At 68.7% G+C, this 17,923-nt stretch carries 20 protein-coding genes; 15 read left to right on the top strand and 5 right to left on the bottom strand.

Translation table 11 applies throughout. From position 1 onward, the window contains the following. Nucleotides 1-224: 224 nt before the first annotated feature. From ABD260_RS33720 to ABD260_RS33705, 4 genes are all read right to left on the bottom strand, one after another. On the bottom strand, nt 225-800 hold the full coding sequence (locus ABD260_RS33720) for a hypothetical protein (RefSeq protein WP_344240318.1): 576 nt from the start codon (nt 798-800) through the stop codon (nt 225-227). 2 nt (nt 801-802) lie between these two features. Next, on the bottom strand, nt 803-1,804 hold the full coding sequence (locus ABD260_RS33715) for a DUF6286 domain-containing Asp23/Gls24 family envelope stress response protein (RefSeq protein ID WP_344240316.1): 1,002 nt from the start codon (nt 1,802-1,804) through the stop codon (nt 803-805). Then, entirely contained in the window at nt 1,797-1,979 is a 183-nt protein-coding gene (locus ABD260_RS33710; protein WP_344240314.1) for a hypothetical protein, read from the bottom strand. Before ABD260_RS33710 ends, ABD260_RS33715 begins: the two co-directional genes overlap by 8 nt. 195 nt (nt 1,980-2,174) lie before the next feature. Further along, on the bottom strand, nt 2,175-2,684 hold the full coding sequence (locus ABD260_RS33705; RefSeq protein ID WP_344240312.1) for an Asp23/Gls24 family envelope stress response protein: 510 nt from the start codon (nt 2,682-2,684) through the stop codon (nt 2,175-2,177). A gap of 181 nt (nt 2,685-2,865) precedes the next feature. Between ABD260_RS33705 and ABD260_RS33700 the strand changes: the two genes are divergently transcribed. The 3 genes from ABD260_RS33700 to ABD260_RS33690 are packed head-to-tail and all read left to right on the top strand — an operon-like array spanning nt 2,866 to nt 4,363. After that, nucleotides 2,866-3,417 carry an RNA polymerase sigma factor gene (locus ABD260_RS33700; RefSeq protein WP_344240310.1) on the top strand — a complete coding sequence of 184 codons (552 nt, stop codon included), beginning with the start codon at nt 2,866-2,868 and terminating at the stop codon, nt 3,415-3,417. Continuing rightward, a complete protein-coding gene (locus ABD260_RS33695; RefSeq protein WP_344240308.1) occupies nt 3,408-3,986 on the top strand; it encodes a cupin domain-containing protein in 579 nt (192 codons plus the stop codon). Before ABD260_RS33700 ends, ABD260_RS33695 begins: the two co-directional genes overlap by 10 nt. Continuing rightward, nucleotides 3,983-4,363 (top strand): Asp23/Gls24 family envelope stress response protein, encoded by a 381-nt coding sequence (locus ABD260_RS33690; protein WP_344240306.1) that lies wholly within the window; start codon nt 3,983-3,985, stop codon nt 4,361-4,363. The genes ABD260_RS33695 and ABD260_RS33690 overlap by 4 nt, the downstream gene beginning before the upstream one ends. On the opposite strand, the gene ABD260_RS33685 is transcribed toward ABD260_RS33690, so the two are convergent. Beyond that, nucleotides 4,275-4,949: a phosphatase PAP2 family protein gene (locus ABD260_RS33685; protein ID WP_344240304.1), complete on the bottom strand. Its 675-nt coding sequence runs from the start codon at nt 4,947-4,949 to the stop codon at nt 4,275-4,277. The two genes, ABD260_RS33690 and ABD260_RS33685, sit on opposite strands and share 89 nt — an antisense overlap. 164 nt (nt 4,950-5,113) lie before the next feature. Here ABD260_RS33685 and ABD260_RS33680 point away from each other — a divergent pair, with 164 nt between their 5' ends. The 12 genes from ABD260_RS33680 (at nt 5,114) to ABD260_RS33625 (ending at nt 17,915) form a co-directional block, all read left to right on the top strand. Further along, on the top strand, nt 5,114-6,700 hold the full coding sequence (locus ABD260_RS33680) for an LCP family protein (protein WP_344240302.1): 1,587 nt from the start codon (nt 5,114-5,116) through the stop codon (nt 6,698-6,700). 144 nt (nt 6,701-6,844) lie between these two features. Next, on the top strand, nt 6,845-7,393 hold the full coding sequence (sigK, locus tag ABD260_RS33675) for an ECF RNA polymerase sigma factor SigK (RefSeq protein WP_344240300.1): 549 nt from the start codon (nt 6,845-6,847) through the stop codon (nt 7,391-7,393). Nucleotides 7,394-7,397: 4 nt separating this feature from the next. Beyond that, nucleotides 7,398-8,114: an anti-sigma factor gene (locus tag ABD260_RS33670; protein ID WP_344240298.1), complete on the top strand. Its 717-nt coding sequence runs from the start codon at nt 7,398-7,400 to the stop codon at nt 8,112-8,114. Nucleotides 8,115-8,284: 170 nt separating this feature from the next. Next, entirely contained in the window at nt 8,285-8,950 is a 666-nt protein-coding gene (locus tag ABD260_RS33665) for a response regulator transcription factor (RefSeq protein ID WP_344240296.1), read from the top strand. Then, entirely contained in the window at nt 8,922-9,980 is a 1,059-nt protein-coding gene (locus ABD260_RS33660; RefSeq protein WP_344240294.1) for a sensor histidine kinase, read from the top strand. Before ABD260_RS33665 ends, ABD260_RS33660 begins: the two co-directional genes overlap by 29 nt. 271 nt (nt 9,981-10,251) lie before the next feature. Next, nucleotides 10,252-11,577, top strand: coding sequence for a right-handed parallel beta-helix repeat-containing protein (locus ABD260_RS33655; protein WP_344240292.1), 1,326 nt, complete (start codon nt 10,252-10,254; stop codon nt 11,575-11,577). A gap of 98 nt (nt 11,578-11,675) precedes the next feature. Then, on the top strand, nt 11,676-12,308 hold the full coding sequence (locus tag ABD260_RS33650) for a sensor histidine kinase (RefSeq protein WP_344240290.1): 633 nt from the start codon (nt 11,676-11,678) through the stop codon (nt 12,306-12,308). Further along, the gene (locus tag ABD260_RS33645) at nt 12,305-12,922 is read left to right on the top strand and encodes a helix-turn-helix transcriptional regulator (RefSeq protein ID WP_344240288.1); all 618 of its coding nucleotides are present in this window, start codon (nt 12,305-12,307) and stop codon (nt 12,920-12,922) included. Before ABD260_RS33650 ends, ABD260_RS33645 begins: the two co-directional genes overlap by 4 nt. Further along, nucleotides 12,919-13,632: a response regulator gene (locus ABD260_RS33640; protein WP_344240286.1), complete on the top strand. Its 714-nt coding sequence runs from the start codon at nt 12,919-12,921 to the stop codon at nt 13,630-13,632. The genes ABD260_RS33645 and ABD260_RS33640 overlap by 4 nt, the downstream gene beginning before the upstream one ends. Nucleotides 13,633-13,724: 92 nt before the next feature. Then, complete coding sequence (locus ABD260_RS33635; protein WP_344240284.1) at nt 13,725-14,963, top strand: DegT/DnrJ/EryC1/StrS family aminotransferase; 1,239 nt, start codon at nt 13,725-13,727, stop codon at nt 14,961-14,963. Beyond that, nucleotides 14,960-16,435: a polysaccharide biosynthesis protein gene (locus ABD260_RS33630; RefSeq protein ID WP_344240282.1), complete on the top strand. Its 1,476-nt coding sequence runs from the start codon at nt 14,960-14,962 to the stop codon at nt 16,433-16,435. The genes ABD260_RS33635 and ABD260_RS33630 overlap by 4 nt, the downstream gene beginning before the upstream one ends. A gap of 19 nt (nt 16,436-16,454) precedes the next feature. After that, on the top strand, nt 16,455-17,915 hold the full coding sequence (locus ABD260_RS33625; RefSeq protein ID WP_344240280.1) for an RtcB family protein: 1,461 nt from the start codon (nt 16,455-16,457) through the stop codon (nt 17,913-17,915). The last annotated feature ends 8 nt before the right edge of the window (nt 17,916-17,923 follow it).

Raw genomic sequence — 17,923 nt, 5'->3', positions numbered from 1 at the left:
TGCTCCCCAGGAGTCGGAACCGAATTCCACAGTCCAACTTCTGGGGACCAGTTCACCTCTCAGGGGTCAGCCCCTCAGAGAGAGGCTTGCCCCGTCAGGTCTTCAGGGGCCAATCCGCCCGTTCAGGGGTCAGCCCCTCAGAGTGGGGATTGCCCTCTCGGACTTTTCAGGGGGGGCAACCCTTCATCTCAGGGGGCAGGGGACTTCGCTGAGTGGGTGGAGGGTTAGTGCACTCGTGGGGGTGGGGCGGGTTTGTTCGTGCGCGCTACTCGGAGGTGTGTTCGGTGGTGGAGGGTGGGGATGCCCAGGACGGTCTGGAGGTTCTGGGTTGCTTGGGCGACTGCCGCGTGTACGTCGGTCAGGTCGGCGGACGGTTCGATGGTGCAGTGGAGCTCGGCTACCAACTGGCCGCGGTCCAGGCGGATGCGACCTGAGCCGTCCCGGAATTCGGGGCGGTTGGACAGCCCTTGCGCGGCGGCGGTCACGGCAGCGTTCGCGTCCGCCAGTAGGCGCCCGTTGACGTTGCCGGGGGTGAGGGTGAAGTTCGCGTTGGTGCGGGTTGGGAGGTGGCGGGTCAGCCAGAGGAGGCCCAGGAGGAGTAGGGCGATGGCGGTCGCACCTGTTGCCCAGGGCCACCAAGTGGTGCGCGTGTAGTCGCGTGGAGTGTGGGTTGTGAGTTCGGTGGGGGCGGCGGCGAAGACGTTGTAGTACCAGCAGAGGGCGAAGGCGCCGGCAGTGATCAGGGCCAGGGAGATGAGCGTGCCGATAGTGCGGTCCAGGGTGATGACTCCGCGGCGCATGGTCAGTCCTCCTGGAGGGTGATTCGGAGCTTTGGGTTCGGCGTGAGGGTGGAGAGTCGCGCGTCGACGGTGGTGCGTACTTCGTCGGTTACGCGCTGCGGATCGCCGAAGGTGGTGACGGTCGCGCGGAGGGTACGGCGTTTGGCGGTCGCGGATGCGCTGGTTACCGAGTCCACGTGCCGCGCGGCGTCGGCGGCGAGGCGGGCTGCGTCACGCGAGCGGATCCAGAGCACGGAGCCCTCGGATTCAAGCGGGTGGACTGCTAGGTGAGTGCGGCGGCGGGGTTTGAGGGTGATTGTCAGGAGGGCCAGGCCGAGGAGTACGGCGGCGATGGCGGCTGGGGGTAGCCAGGAGGAATGGTTGAGGGCGAGGGTCTGGCCGTACCAGCTGAGTGGGATGACCTGGCCGCGGAGGAGACCGGTGCTGCGGAGGGTTTCGGCGGCTGCAACCGCGCCCAGCCCCATCACCGCCAGGGCCGCGAGGATGCCCAGGACACCGGCGGCCGGGCGGGCGACCGGCGGCTTGGCGAGGGGCAGCTGGGTGGCCGCATCGTCGGCGGTGGTCGCGCCGAGGGCCGGGGTTGGAGCGGGGGTTACTGCGGTGATTTGTACGTCTACTCGGTCTACGCCCAGGCCGGTGAAGTCTTGTACGGCGGCTGTTATTTCGTGATGTAGTTCGGTGGCTATCTCGGATAGGGGGCGGCCCCAGCTGGTTGCCACCTCCAGTTCGATGCGGGTGCGTTGGCCGGCCAGTACCGCCCGGGCTTTGGGCAGGCCTCGGCCCAGCGTGGCGGGTTGGCGTACGACCGCGCTGTGCCGGCGGGCGGTGATTTCCGCGATGCGTTCGACGGCTCGCTGGGCGATGTCGAGCCGTCCTCGGTCACCCCCGTAGATGACCGAGGACGACTCGGGTACCAGGGTTGTCGCGGCTGTCCCGGTTCTACCGGCTGTCCCAGTTGACCCGGCTGTCCCGGTTGTCGCGGTGACCGCGCTGGTTTCAGCCACGGCCGCGGCGGGAGATCAGGTCGTCGAGACCTTTCGTGCCGTCGGACAGCAAGCGGCCGACGACGAAGCCGATCGCGCCGAGGACGAGCGCGAGCAGGAAGCCGGCGAATCCGCCGGCCGCGGCGGCGATGGCGATCAGCAGACCGGCGAACAGACCGATGGTCGACGTGCTCACGTAATCTCCTCGAACTGGGACGATCCGGATGGTGAAGCTACTGAACTACTGGACAACTGGACGCGGCGTTGCAACTGCAAACGCGAACGTCCAGTCGCGCGAGCTGCTCTGCACGCGACGTTCATCGCGCGGACTACTACTGCACGCGACGTTCATCGCGCGAGCTGCTACCGCATGCGACCTTCATCGCGCGGACTACTGAACGCGGCGTTCGGCGACAGGTTCGGTGTCGTCGTCATCGTCGTCGTCGCCTTCCAGGTGGACGTCGGTGACGGCGATGTTCACCTCGGTCACTTCCAGGCCAGTCATCCGCTCGACGGCGGCGATCACGTTCGCACGGATCGCGGTGGCGAGCGCCCCGATACTCACGCCGTACTCGGCGACCAGCTCAATGTCGATCGCGGCCTGCTTCTCGCCCACCTCCACCGACACGCCCTGGGACAGGTTGGTCCGGGACCCAGGGATCCGATCGCGCAGCATGCCCACCGCGCGAGCGGCACCGCCGCCCAGCGCATGGACGCCGTCGAGCTCCCGGGTCGCGATGCCCGCGATCTTCGAAACAACGACATCGGCGATCGTCGTACGCCCGGTCGCATCCACCAGCCCGGTGCCATCGGCAACCACCTCGGCGCTTCCAGCGGACTCCCGCGCGGAATCGGCAACAGAAGCGGCACCCCGGCGGGGCGTCTTCACGGTTTCGGTCATCGGCTGATGCCTTTCTGGTCAGCGGTTGGTGCCCGTACGCCGTTGGGACGACAGCAGGGACCGGATCGTCACGCGCCCGGACCGGATTTTTCTGCCGTGCACGCACACAGCGTGACATGTCTCACCCTGTGGATCCGGGAGGCGGGCGTGACTTCGGGGCGGTCCGTGTCGTCTACCCACCATGACGGCGCTGGCTGAGCTCGACGAGGCGACCCTGGTGTCCAGGGCGCGCGATCGTGACCCGGCGGCGTTCGAGCTGCTCGTCCGGCGGTACCAGCGGCGGATCTACACGCTCTGCCTGCGGATGCTGAACGGGGCCAGCGGGGACGCCGAGGACATCGCGCAGGAAACGTTCGTGACCGCCTGGCGCCGGCTGCCGGAGATCCAGAACGACGCGGCGTTCGGCGGCTGGCTGTACCGGACCGCCACGAACAAGTGCCTGACCGTACTGCAGCGCCGCCGCCCGACCGTCGATCTCGACGAACACCACCCACCCGCGGCCGCAGACGCCGATCCGGCCCACACAGCTGGTACGAGTGCGGCAATGAGCGCGCTTTCCGAGGCGCTCCGGCAGCTGCCCGCGCAGCAGCGGGCATGCTGGTTGTTGCGGGAAGTACACGGTCGTTCGTACCAGGAGATCGCCGACCTGGTCGGGACCACACCGACCGCGGTGCGTGGGCGAATAGCCCGCGCCCGCGCCGAGCTCGCGGAGGTGATGAAGCCATGGAAATGAATCCCGACAGCCCAGTCACCGACCTGCACCCGCTCCCCTGCGGCCGGACCGTTGAGGACGTCTGGGACGACCTCGACACCGAGCAGCACGGCGGCCCAGTCAACGCCCATCTGGCCGACTGCCCGCACTGCCAAACCGCGAAGGCCAGTCTGGAGCAGCTCGCCGCGGCCACCGCGCTGCTGATCGACGACCCGGTCGACGTACCGACGGGCCTGCTGGACCGGATCATGACGGCCGTCCGCGCAGACCTCAACCTCGGGCGTACGCTCCCGCTGCCGACCGGATCAGCGCACGTCGAGGTGTCCGTGTCCGCGCTGGCCGCTGTCCTTCGGTACGCGGTCGACGGCGTACCCGGCATCCGCGCTCGCCGATGCCGGATCGACCTGGACGAGGACCAGCCGGATGCCGTACGGGTGTCCATGACGGTCGCACTGCGCTTCGGCGCCGGCCAGGTCGCGGCACTCGACGAGGCCCGTGACCGGGTGGCGGCCGCGCTGCAGGGCCAAGTCGGCTACACCCTGGCCAGCCTCGATTTCGAGGTCGTCGACGTCTGGACGGACGGCAGGTGAGCGCCCCGAGCCAGGGCGAAGGCGAGATCGAGCGAGTCACCATCGCCGAAGCCGCCGCCACCGCGGCCCGCGCGGTGGACGGCGTCGTACGCCTGCAGCCCGGTCTGGTCGGTCTGCTGAAGCAGTTCGCCGCGCAGGCCTGGGAACGCGCGACCGGCCGTGAGATGCCGGACATCGCGGGCACCGAGGTCGAGCTGCGCGCGGACGGCACCGTGCACGTCGACGTACGCATCGTGACCGCGATCGACCGTCACACCGCCGCGGTCGGCACCGCCGTCCACACGGCCGTCACGGCAGCGGTCGAGGCTGCGACTGGGCGGGTTCCGCAGGTGCGGGTTCGCGTGGTCGAGATCGACCTCGAGCCCACTCGCTCCTGATCGACCAGCGCGCGAGCGATCCGAGGATCAGCCCGAGGCTCCAGCCACCGACCACGTCCGACGGCCAGTGGTAGAACAGCCGCACCACCGAGACCGCCACGGCCGCCGAGACGATCGGCACGACCCATTTCAGTACGGTGTCCAGCTTCGTACCCGGCATCGTCAGCACTGTCGCCGCGATCATCAGCATCGCCAACGAATCCGCCGTATGCCCCGAGGGCCACGACATCCCGCCGGCCGCGAGTTCGTCGACGTGGCCTTTCGGCGGCGTACGCCCGACCAGCGTCTTCGTCAGCAGCACGACCGCCTGGGTGACCGCCACCCACCCGGCGGCAACGATCAGCGTACGGATCGGCCGCCGGCGCACCACATGAACAACAGCGGTCACGATCAGTACGACGGCCAGCGGCCAAACGTCGCCGATGTCCGACACCACGTACCAGAGCTGATTCGCGGGGCGCCCCAACGGGAAGACCGTGTGGTCCCACCGCCGCAGCGGGCCGTTCGCGATCAGGTCGATCAGCGCCGCCACGAAGAGCACCGCACCGACGACAACGGGTAGCCGGATCTGACTGGTTGACCGCATGTACTCCCCTCGCTCTTTGGCGCCAGTCTGACACCCGGCACCAGATTCGCCGGCGACGTCAACCAACAGCGCGAGTCCGGCGTCGTACAAGAGTCACAGGCATGTCACAGGGGTACTTGCCTGGGGTGGAGCAGGCGGTGTCTGTCTGAGCAGGATTGGGAGTCATGTCGCGGAGTGCACGTCCGGCTGGTCATCGCAGCGCGCCGCGCGCGAGCCGAGCCCGTCGCCGTAGCTACCGGACCCGCACCAGCGGTGCCGCCATCGGACTGACCCTTCTCGGCGCGTTACTTCCCGGTCTGGGATTCATCCTGGCCGGCCGCCGCAAGCTCGGCGTGGCCGTGCTGACCGGCTTCCTCGGCCTGATCGCCGTCGGCGCGTACCTGGCGCTCGCCCAGCGGGACACCATCCTGGAACTGGCCGTCGACCCGAACCGGCTGTTGATCGCGACCGCGCTGGTGGTGCTGCTGAGCGCCGCCTGGATCGTGGTCGTGGTCGCTTCGCACAAGATGCTCCGGCCGCTCACGCCGACCATGACCGGCCGGCTCGTCGGCGCGTCCGCGGTCGGGCTGCTCTGCTTCGCGATCGCCGTCCCGACGACTGTCGCCGCGCAGACCGTGATGGCCCAGCGAAACCTGGTCGGTGCCGTGTTCCAGTCGGAGGGTCACTCGAAGTCCGCGACCCGGCCGAAGGTGAACAAGGCTGACCCATGGGCGAACACGCCGCGGCTGAACATCCTGCTGCTCGGCGCGGACGACGGTGCTGGCCGGACCGGGGCCCGGACCGACACGGTGATGGTGGCGAGCATCGACACCAAGACCGGCGACACCAAACTGATCTCCCTCAGCCGGAACTGGATGCGGATGCCGTTCCCGGCCAACTCGCCGCTGCACAAGGTGTACCCGCACGGTTTCTGGGATCCGAACCTCGGCAACACCGAGCAGCCGCAGTACTACCTGGACGCGATGTACGACACCGTCCCGAAGGCACATCCGGGCCTCCTCGGGCCGACCGACAACATGGGCGCCGACGTACTCAAACTCTCGGTGGGTGCCGCGCTCGGGCTGGACATCGACTACTACATGCAGGTCAACCTGGCCGGCTTCCAGCAGATCGTCGATGCGGTCGGCGGAATCACCGTGAACGTCAACTACCGCGTCCCGATCGGCGGCGAGTACGGCATCGGCCCGGGCGCGAACGCCCCGAAACCGCCGAGCGCGTACATCGAGCCGGGTCCCGCCCAGAAGCTCGACGGCTTCCACGCGCTGTGGTTCGCCCGCGGCCGGTACGGGCTGAGTGACCCGTCGCGGCAGGAGCGGCAGCGCTGCACGATCCATGCACTGGTGAACGGGGTGAATCCCGCGACGCTGGTGACGAAGTACCAGCAGATCGCGGCGGCGAGCCAGGAAATGCTCCGGACCGACATCCCGCAGGAGCTGCTGCCCGCGCTGACGCAGCTCGCGCTGAAGGTGAAGACCGCGGGGGTGTCCAACATCGACCTGAACAAGGACAAGAACTTCCCGACCGGCCGCGACCCGAACTACGCCGGGATGCGCGCGATCATCCAGAAGGCGCTCACCGCGCAGCCGACGGCGACCGCGACCTCCACCTCGGGCAGCGGCAAGACGTCCTCCGGCACGGCGACGACGCCGTCAAGCCGCAGCACCGGCTCGACGAAGCGGCCCTCGACCAGCGCCGGCACGCAGAGCCTCAACGACGCCTGCGCGTACCACCCGGAGCCCAGCGGCTCCTGAGCGATCACCCACACGCCGAGAGACGGCGGACGCTACCGTGTACCTCATCGACAGCGTGCTGATGCGGCCGGCTGCCTGATCCAGTAGCAGAGGAATCCAGTGCCCGATCCGATCGCGCTTCCCGGGCCCTCGCAGCCTGGGGTGGTGGCCGTCGGCGACCTGCTGACCAGGACCGCCGCCGGTGACACCGCCGCGTTCAGTGCCCTGTACGACCGCATCGCGCCCGCGGTGTTCGGCCTGGTCCGGCGGGTGCTGCGCAACCCAGCCCAGTCCGAGGAAGTCACCCAGGAAGTGATGCTGGACGTGTGGCGCACGGCGACGCGTTTCGACCCCGAGCGCGGTTCGGCACACTCCTGGATCCTGACGATCGCGCACCGCCGCGCGGTCGATCGGGTCCGCTCCGAGCAGGCGTCGGCCGACCGTACCGAGTTGGCCGGTGCCCGCTCGACCGAGGTGGACTTCGACCAGGTCACCGACACGGTCACCACCCGCCTCGACGTCGAGCAGGTACGCCGGTGTCTCGGCCATCTGACCGACCTGCAACGCGAATCCGTCACGCTGGCGTACTACGGCGGCTACACCTACCCCGAGATCGCCGAGCGGCTCGGGGCGAAACTGCCCACCATCAAGGCGAGAATGCGGGACGGCCTGATCCGGCTTCGCGACTGTCTCGACCCCGCGCAGGGAGGCTGACGGCATGACCGATGCCGAGGTTCACACGTTGGCCGGGCCGTACGTCCTGGACGCGCTGCCGGTGCACGAGCGGACCCGGTTCGAAGCACATCTGAAGGACTGCGCGTTCTGCCGTACCGAGGTGGACGAGCTTCGAGAGGCAGCGGTGAAGCTGGCGACTCAGGTCGCGACTCCCCCGCCACCGCACCTCAAGGCCGACGTGATGGCCGCGATCGAGCACGTCCGCCAACTCCCACCGCAGGTGCCAGAAGAAGACGGTCCGGCCCAGCGGCGGTACTCCCGGCGGTCGGTGCTCGCCCTGGCCGCAGCGGCAGTGGCAGCGGTAACCGCCGGCGGAGTCGCAATCGACCAGTACCGGCGGCGCTCCGAGCAGACCGAGGCGAACCAGCGGATCAGTGCGATCCTCGCCCAGCCGGACGCGCGTACGGTCCACGGCGCCGTGTCCGGTGGGGGTCAGGCAACGGTCGTCACGTCCGCTCAAGCCAACGCGGCAGTGGTCATACTGAAAGGCCTCCCGAAGCTGCCCGCCCAGCGCACGTGGCAGCTGTGGATGATCGACAAGTCCCAGCAGGCACACTCGATCGGCCTGGCCACCGGCGACGAAACCCAGGTGGTCGACGGCAACGTCACCGGCAAGGCGACCTTCGGCCTCACCATCGAACCGTCCGGCGGCTCACCCACCCCGACCCTGCCGGCCGCGGCCCTCCTTCCGCTCACCTGAACGGTCACCTGACCGTCACCCGACCGTCACCCCGAGCGGTCACGGAGAGTAGGTTAATGTTCGATTAACGGCCGGTGGCCATTCAACTGCGGCAAGGTCTTCCCTGTAGACCCGGATCGTTCCAGAATGGCGACATCCGTTACACACGGTCATCCGCGGAGGGGGCGAAGATGACCAAAATTCTGGTGATCGATGACGAGCCGGATCTGATCCGGTTCGTCCGGCGGGCCTTGGAGGCACACGGCTACCAGGTGCTGACTGCTGCCGATGGCCTGACGGGACTGCGGCTCGCGCTCGAACAACGGCCGGCTTTGATCGTGCTCGACCTGGTCATGCCGGGCATGCATGGCGAGGCGGTGCTGTCGGCGCTGCTCGCGCAGGACCCCGCGTACCGGCTGCTGATCTTGTCCGCTACTGCCGACGTCCAGCTCCGGATCAGCTGTCTGGAACAGGGCGCGGTCGACTTTCTGGCGAAGCCGTTCGCGATCCGGGAGCTGTTGGCCCGGGTCCGCGGCCGGCTCGGTGAGGAGGTAGGCGGCCGCCCTAAGAACCGGCTCCGGGTCGGTGATCTGGTGCTGGACCTGGAGGCCCGGCAACTGGTGGTGGACGGCCGGCCGACAGTGCTGCCGAAGCGCGAGTTCCTGCTGCTGCGGCACCTGATGCGCAACCCGGACGTCGTGTGTTCGCGGCAGGAGCTGCTCTCCGAGGTCTGGGGGTACGACTTCGATCCGTCCACCAATGTCGTCGACGTCTGTGTCGGCCGGTTGCGCTCGAAGCTCCGGCGGGACCTGATCGTGACCGTGCGCAATGTCGGGTACCAGCTCCAGAGCGCCTGAACTGCGCTCGCGGCGGCGAGCCGACCTGGCCATCGACCTCGCGGTCGCGGTGGTCGTGATCGCCATGATCGGGCTGATGGTGGCGTCGCCGGGACATGAGGCCGGCCCGTTCCACTTCATGTTCCTGGCCGTCGCGATCGCCTACGGGTACCGGATCTGGCCGGTCGGCCCGACCATCGCGGCGACGGTCACCATCACCGCGCTGAGCGGGTGGCTGATGATCAACCAAGCCTCCGAAGGTCAGTTGCCGAAGGCCGAGCTGGCGGAGATTCCGTTGATGCCGCTGGTGCTGCTGGTGATGATCTGGCACGCCCGGCGCCGGATGACGGCGGTCGAACAGCTGAAGGAGATGGCCGGCCGGCAGCTCGCCGCGGTCGATCGGGAACGTGAGTTCTTCCGCGATGCGTCCCACGCGATCCGTACGCCGGTGACCATCGCCCGCGGACATCTGGAGCTGCTCGCCACCGGATCGCTCGACGACGACGCGAAAGAGGACGTGTCGGTCGCGATGATGCAGCTCGATCGGATGTCGGCCTTGTCCAACCGGCTGCTGGCGGTCGCCCGGCTCGACTCGGGCGGCGCGCTGTCCACCCAGCCGACCGACCTGGCCGAGCTCGTCCGCGAGCTCGGCACAAACTGGTCCGCGCGGTCCGACCGGGTCTGGCAGGTCGAGTGCCGGCCGACCGGCGAGGTCTCGGTCGATCCGGAGTGGATCGAGATGACGCTGGACGCGCTGGTCGAGAACGCCGTCAACTTCACCCCGGAGGGCGGCGTGATCAGTCTGCGCTGCGGCCGGTCGGCCGAGCGCTGCATTGTCGAGGTCGCCGACTCGGGGCCGGGGATCGCGGCCGCCGATCTGCCCCAGGTGTTCGACCGGTTCTGGCACCGGATGCCGCCGCACGGACCGATGGGTACGGGCCTGGGGTTGTCGATGGCGCGATCCGTCGCGGTCGCGCACGGCGGCACCCTGACTGCCCGGAACGGCCCGGGCGGCGCGGTCTTCGCACTGGAGCTGCCCGCCCGGACCTGACCAATCGATGACAGCCTCGTCATCTTTCTTGCCCGGCCGCGGACGGGGGCCCACGCTGCAGAAGGGGAACATGCTGCGTACGTCGCACCTGCCCGGAAGCGCCCCACACGCCCCGGACCGCCGCGCCGGCCGCGGTCGACGACACCCCCTCGTCGTGACCGCCGCCCTTATCGCGCGGATCCGGCGTACGCAGCCGTTCTCATCCTGTTGGCAGCGCCGGGTACGTCAATTGCGCGATGTGCTTCGGCCTGCCCGGCGCGACGCTGAGGACATGAAGCTCGCGTGGCGAGTCGGCGGCGTGGCGGTGCTCTCCGGAGCGGCTTTGACCTGCTCGCTCGCCGCCCGCGCGACCACAACGACCTTGTACGTCGACCGCACGATGCCGACCTGCTCCGACTCCGGACAAGGTACGTCGACCACGCCCTACTGCACCATCGTCAAAGGCGTCAGCAAACTGGCGGCCGGGATGACGCTGGACATCGGCGACGGGACGTACGCGGAGACGATCAAACCCGCCGTGTCCGGGACCGCGGACGCACCGATCACGATCACCGCGTGGCCGGGCAAGCATCCGGTCCTGAACCCGGCCGGCTTCGGGGCGAACATCAGCTCCCGGGCGTACATCACGCTGTCCGGGATCGCCTTCAACGGCACGAAGTACGACAGCGTGTACGTGTCCGGCAGCCAGAACATCACCATCAGCGGCAACACGGTCACCGGCGCGGGACAGCCGGTACGCGGCCTGAACGCGTACGGGATCAGTATCCGTGGTTCCAGCGCATCGGTTGTCAGTGGCAACGATGTGAACCACAACAGCGGCACCGGCATTCTGCTCACCTCCGGCTCCACGGGCAACGTGGTGAGCGGCAACTCGGCCAGCTACAACGCGGACGGGTACCAGCGGAATGCCAACGGGATCAACGTGATCAGCCCGGGCAACACGGTGATTCGCAACATCACCCATGACAACGAGGACTCCGGGATCCAGTTCTACCCCGGCGGCAACAACAACCTGGCGACGCTGAACGTCACGTACGACAACGGCGACCACGGCATCGACGACTACAACGTCACCGGCGGCTCGCTGATCGGCAACACGGTCTACCGCAACTGCACGACCGGCATCAACGTCGAGGGCACCTCCGGCAACTACACGGTGATGAACAACCTCGCGGCCGACAACGCGGTCTACCCCGCGTACAACGGGATCGCTTGCAGCCGACGGGCCGGGAACATCGGGATCTGGGACTCCGCGCCCGCCTCGACGACCGTCGACCACAACCTGGTCTGGCTGACCAAGGCCGGCACGATGTACGCGTTCGGTACGACGTACAAGACGCTGGCCGCGATGCAGACAGCCACCCACCAGGAGGCGCACGGCGTACAGGCCGATCCGGCTTTCGTGGACCCGGCCGCGTGGGACCTGCGGCTCAGCGGTACCTCCCCGGCCATCGACCGGGGCAACTCGGGTGCCGGCGGTGAGCAACCCACCGACCTCAACGGCAACCCACGGGTCGACGATCCCGCGGTGAGCAACGCCTTCGCGGAGGGGCCACGGCTGTACGACGATCTCGGAGCGTACGAGTACCAGCCGTAACAGATGACGTGAAGATGACCGAATCGTGACGTCTGCCCCGAAACCCTGCCTCTGCCACCTGCCCGCGTCCTCTACTGGTCCCCTGAGGGGGGACATCGATGAGTGCTGCGGAGGTACCTGCCACAACCGATGAGTTCGGCGGGACAGAACAATCTGGACAGCTGGTGCGGTTGTGCCACGATCTACGGCAGTACGTGGCCGCGGGGCTGCTGCTGTCCGAGCCGGAAGCCGATGACGGGCCGGATCGATTGGGCTTGATCCATCAGCAGTTCGCGGCGATCGCCGAGCTGCTGGAGGTCGAGCCGGGGCCCGCGCTGCGGATCGGCGGCGTCAACCTGACCCAGCTCGCGGGTGAGTGCGCGGAAGTGGTCCGGGTGACGTACCGGGTTCCGGTCGTCTTCGAACGGACCGGCCGGGTCGTGGTTGCCGGCGACAAGGCGCTGCTGCGTCGTGCGATCGGGAACCTGCTCGACAACGCCTGCCGCGCGGCGGGCAGCTCGGGACACGTGCGGATCGGAGTTGCCGCGACCGGCAGCGAGGCGTGGGTCGAGGTGTCCGACGACGGGCCGGGGTTCGGCGGGGTCGCGTCCGGCACCGGGCACGGCCTGCGGGTCGTCGCCGCGGCGGCGCGCGCCTGCGACGGCCGGCTCGAGATCAGCACCGCATCGGCTACTGGTACGACGGTCCGGCTGCACTTGTCCGTCGGTTGCCGTGCGGTACGACCGGCATGAGGGTCGCAATCTGCGCCGAGCAATGGTTGTTCGCCTCGGTGCTCGCCGCTGCCTTTGAAGGGCAGGGCCACAAGGTCGTGATCACGACCGACGATCCGCGCCGGCTTCCCGGGATGGCGGAACGGCTCGACGTCGACGTCTGCGTACTGGACGCGCCGCCCGCTGCCGTCGAGTCATTGTTCGGCCGCGGGTCCAGGCCCTTCATCGTCCTGCTGGCCGATGCGCGAAACGACGCGGCCTGGGACGCGTACGACCGTGGACTGGCTGATGGCATCGTCAGCAAGGCCTCCGGTCTGCGTACTGTCTCCGCGGTCGTCGAATCCGTTGCGCGCGGCAACCGTATCGCCGAGGGCCGGCCACCGCCGGACCGTCGGCGAACGCAGGGGGCGGACCTGTTGACCACCAGGGAGCTGGAGGTCCTGCGCCTGGTCGTCCGCGGTCTGTCCACTGAGGAGATGGCGAACGAACTGGGCGTCAGCAGACACACCGTCCGGACTCATGTTCAGCAGGTGCTGCGCAAGCTCGGCGTGCATGGCCGCGGCAAGATCGCGGGCGCGGCGGTCGCCGCGGGGCTCGGTGAGGTCCGGGACCTGCTCAGCGGCGGGCACCCGTGACCGAGCCGGACGGCGTCGCCATTCTGCTGGTCGATGACCACCGGGTGTTCGCCGAAGCACTGGCCGCGCTGCTCGCTGCCGAGCCGGGGATCCGCCAGGTCAGTACCGCGGCCGCGCTGGACGCCGCCCGCGCGCTGATCGGCTCCGATCCCCCGGATCTCGTCCTGGTCGATCTCGCCCTCGCGGACGAATCCGGGTACGACCTGCTGACCGAGCTCGCCGCGACGCCGAACGCGCCCGCCGCGATCGTGCTGTCCGGCAGCACGGAACCGCGCCTGATCGTGCGCGCCCTCGAAGCCGGCGCCCGCGGCTGGCTGACGAAGACCACGCGACTGAGTGCTCTGGTTGCCGCACTCTGGCAGGTGCTGGACGGCCATCTGTACCTCGCGCCGGCCACCCTGCAGCCGGTACTGGGCCATCTGCTGGACGAGTTGCATCATCGGCGCGCCGCGGCCGGTTTCGTCGATCAGCTGACGCCGCGCGAGCTCGACGTCCTGCGCTGCCTGGTGTCCGGGATGAACCGGGCCGAGGTCGCCGAGCACCTTTTCGTGTCCACGAACACCGTCCGGACGCACATCCAGAGCCTGCTGCGCCGCACCGACCAGCACTCGGCGCTGGCACTGGTCGCCTTCGCGCGATCACACGGTGTGACCGGAATCGATGAGACCGAAAAGTCCGTAATCGCACCGGCTCCTGACTCATCCGCTTGACGTAGACGTTCTCGTCCCGTCGTCGGGCGCGGGTTTCGGTTACGCGCCGTAGCGTCGATGGACATCAGGGGGCTCTGAGGGGGGCAGACCGGATGACTACCGGAATCAGTGCTGTGCCGCGTTCCGTCGGTCCAGCCGACACAGACAACACAGTTGACATCGCCGTACCGTTCGCGGACTGTCACATCACCGAGGAAGCACAGGCCGCCGCGCTGCGGGTCCTGCAGTCCGGCTGGGTGACCACCGGGCGCGAAGTCGCTGCCTTCGAGGCCTCGTTCGCGACCGTGGTCGGTGCCGAGTACGGCGTCGGCGTCGCGTCGTGTACGCACGGGATCGAGCTGGCGCTGCGGTCGCTCGACCTGCCGTCCGGTTCGCTCGTGCTGAGCTCGACGATGACGTTCTGCGGCGCGGTCCAGGCGATCTTGCACGCCGGCCATACGCCCGTACTGGTCGATGTCGATCCGAAGACCGGGATGCCGACGCCGGCCACGATCCGTACCGCGGTCCGTGAGTTCGGTTCGCCGGCCGCGATGACCGTCGTGCACTGGGCCGGTGACGTCGCCGACGTACCGGCGCTCGCCGCGGCCGCGGGACTGCCGCTCGACCGTGTCGTCGTGGACGCCGCGCACGCGGTCGGTACGTACGCCGGTGACCGCCCGATCGGGTCCGGTTGCGCCGCGACCTGTTTCAGCTTCTACGCCACCAAGAACCTGCCGCTCGGTGAGGGCGGCATGATCACCACCGACGACCCGGTCCGGGCGGAATGGTTGCGCAGGGCAAGGTTGCACGGCATGACGGCCGACGCCTGGCGGCGTTACCTGCCGGGCGGGAGCTGGCGCTACAACGTCGCCGCGGCCGGCCTGAAAGCCAACATGACCGACATTCAGGCGGCGATGGGGCGGGCACAGCTCGCGTACCTCCCCCGCTGGCAACGCCGGCGCGCCCAGATTGCCGCCCGGTACGACGAGCAGCTGGCCGGCCTTCCCGGGATCACGCTGCCGCACCGGCCGGCGCTCCGCGACGGCAGGCACGCCTGGCACCTGTATCCGATCCAGCTGCGGTTCGCCGGCCTCGACCGCGACACGGTGATCGCCGATCTGTCCGAGCGCGCGATCGGAACCTCGGTGCACTTCATCCCGGTCCACCGGCTGGCGTACTTCAGCCAGGCCGCGGTGGTCCCGTCGATCGGGCTGGCCGGAGCCGACACGTTGTTCGACCGCCTGTTGTCCCTGCCGATCTATCCACGGCTGACCGACGAACAGGTCGACGCCGTGTGTGCAGCGCTCGCCGACATTGCCCAGCAGAACCTCGCCGGAAAGGGAACGGAATGAGCCAGCCTGTGCTGCTACACGACACCGGGAACAGTCCACTGCGGACTATCGTCGTCGGAGCCGGTGAGGCCGGGATCGCGCTGGCCCGCGACCTGCACCGCGTCAGCTCCTTCGGCCTGGAGCCGGTCGGGTTCCTGGACGACGACACGAGCAAGCTGCGCCGCCGGTACGGTGGCCGGCCCGTACTGGGCACGCTGGCCGATCTCGAGCAGGTGCTCGAACGCAACGACGTGGACGTGGTGGTGGTCGCCATCCCGTCGATGCCGACTCATGAGGTGAAGCAGCTCGGGCTCCGGGCCGCGTCCCTCGGCGTGACCGTGCTGCACCTGCCGCCGTTCCTGTCCGCGCTGCAGCGGCAGATCGCCGGTACGGACATGCGCGCGCTGCAGGTCGGGCCGCTGATCGGGCGGCCGGAGATGCATGTGGTCAGCCGCAACGCCCGCGCCGCGATCGCCGGCAAGCGAGTCCTGGTCACCGGTTCCGGTGGCTCGATCGGCAGCGAGTTGTGCCGGCAGGTGTACGGGTTCGGTCCCGAGCAGCTTGTCATGCTCGATCACGACGAGTCGAACCTGCACCGTACACAGCTCGAACTCTGGGGTGAGGCGCTGCTCGACACCGAGAACACCGTGGTTGCCGACATCCGCGACGCCGAACGGATCTTCCAGCTGTTCCGCGACTACCGGCCGCAGATCGTCTTCCACGCGGCCGCGCTGAAACACCTGCCGATGCTGGAACGGCATCCGTGCGAGGGCGTGAAGTCGAACGTCCGCGGCACCCAGAACCTGATCGAGGCGGCCGTCGCGCACGACGTCGAACGGTTCGTGCTGATCTCGACCGACAAGGCGGCCAACCCCAGTTCGGTGCTTGGGGCAACCAAACGGCTGGCCGAGCTGGTCCTGGACGAGCAGCAGCCGGCCAGTACGGTGCTGACCGCGGTCCGGTTCGGCAACGTACTGGGCAGTCGCGGATCGCTCTTGCACGTGGTCCGCGATCAACTCGCCAGCGGCGCCCAGGTCACGGTCACGCACCCCGACGTCAGCCGGTTCTTCATGACGATCGAGGAAGCGGTCGGCCTGGTCCTGGAGGCGGTCCGGATGTCCGACGGCTCGGCCACGTACGTCCTGGACATGGGCGAACCGGTCCGCATCGTCGACCTGGTCCGCAACTTCGCGAATCTGCTGAACGTCCGCGACGTCGACTTCAAGTACACCGGTCTGCGGCCCGGCGAGAAGCTGACCGAGGAACTGTTCGGCGCCGGCGAGAAAGCACTGCCGACCGACCATCCGCGGATCTCGATGACCCGGCCGCCGCAGCCGGTCCCCGGGTTCCGGGCCGGACTGCGCGAGTTGTACGACGCCGCGTCGCACAACCGGCCGGACGAGGTCTTCCGGCATCTGCGCCGGCTCGTACCCGAGTACAGCCCGGCGCCCGGCCTGGTCTCCGCCGGCGCCCCGTATCCCGACGACTTCTGAGCAGACTGCGAGGACAAGCATGACCACTGAGGCCAGGCCACCACTGGACGTCCGCGTCCTCGACGGCACCGTCACGAACCCCCCGACGGTCTTCGATGACAGCACGCTGCTCCCTGCGAACCGGGCGACGATGTCGGCGCTCGGGCATCGGGTCGAGGGCGCGGACCTGGCCGCGCCGCCGGTCGTGCTGCCGGACTTCCACCACAAGTCGAAGATGGAGCTGCCGTCGAGCGTGGCCGTCGCGACCGCCGGGACGATCCGCCCGGATCTGACCAGCTCGTCGGTGAACTGCGGGATGGCGCTGATCGCGGTCGATTCCGAGGTACCGGACGACCGGGCTGTCGACGTCTTCATGCGCGCGGTCCGCGAGCGCTACCCGTACCCGACTCGGGGCGCCGCTGAGCTCAGCCGAAAGGAGGTCGTCAAGGCCGTCCGCGACGGCTCCGAGTTCTCCGTGGACCGCTGGGGGGCGCCGGCCGACGACCTGGAGCGGATCGAGGAAGGCGGCCGGATCGAGCTGGAGCGGTACGGCGGCCTGGATCGCCTGCACGCGGAGCTGCCCGGCATCGCGTTCCAGCTGGCCCGGTACCGCTTCGGGACTGTAGGGCCGTCCAATCATTTCGTCGAGCTGCAGCGGGTCGAGGAGATTCTCGATCCGGAACGGGCCGCGAAACTCGGCGTTTCGCAAGGACAGTTGACGATCCAGTACCACGGTGGTGGCGGCGTGTTCACGGGCGAGATCGGCCGGTTGTTCTTCCGCCGGAAGGATTACCCGGCTCAGGTCAAGGCGGTCAACGCGGCGCTGAAGCCGTGGTTCCACCTCCGGTCCGCGCGGTCGTTCGCCCAACTCAAGGCGCGGCTCAGCCTGTACTTCACCGCCGGTTGCACGCCGCTCCCGCTCGAAGGTGATGAGGGCCAGCGGCTGATGCTCGCGACCGCGGCCGCGATGAACTACGGCTTCGCCTTCCGCACCGCTACGTACGCGGCTCTTCGCCGGATCGCCGCCGAGTCCTTCGGCGGAGCGGTCGGCCGGCTCGTCGTCGACTCACCGCACAACAGCATCTACGAAGAACCGGTCGGCGCGCGTACGGGCGTCGTACACCGTCATAACGCCTGTCGGGCGTTCCCCGCGTCGATGATGACGCCGGGTACGACGTTCGCCGAGACCGGACAAGCCGTCCTGCTGCCCGGTACGCACCGAACGTCCAGCTATCTGGCGGTCGCCGGTGATCGCGCGGCCACCAGCCTGTACTCGGCCTGCCACGGCGCCGGCACTGTCGTCTCCGACCTGGTCGCGCGCGGCGTCTCCGGCGACGACCCACTGAAGCGGAGGACCCGTCGCTACCGGTACGACGACGGCGCGCCGACCGATGCCTATCACTTCGACGACCGCGGTGTGAACGCGGCCCTTGACGTTCTCGTCCGCAACGGCCTGGTCAAACCGGTCGCCCGGATGCGTCCCGTCGCGGTTCTGCACTGAGGACTGAC

This window comes from Kribbella hippodromi, from assembly GCF_039531045.1.
In the GTDB taxonomy this organism is placed as follows: Bacteria; Actinomycetota; Actinomycetes; order Propionibacteriales; family Kribbellaceae; genus Kribbella; species Kribbella hippodromi.
Note: the sequence above shows the minus strand (reverse complement) of the source record. Positions and strands in the feature narration are given on the sequence as shown.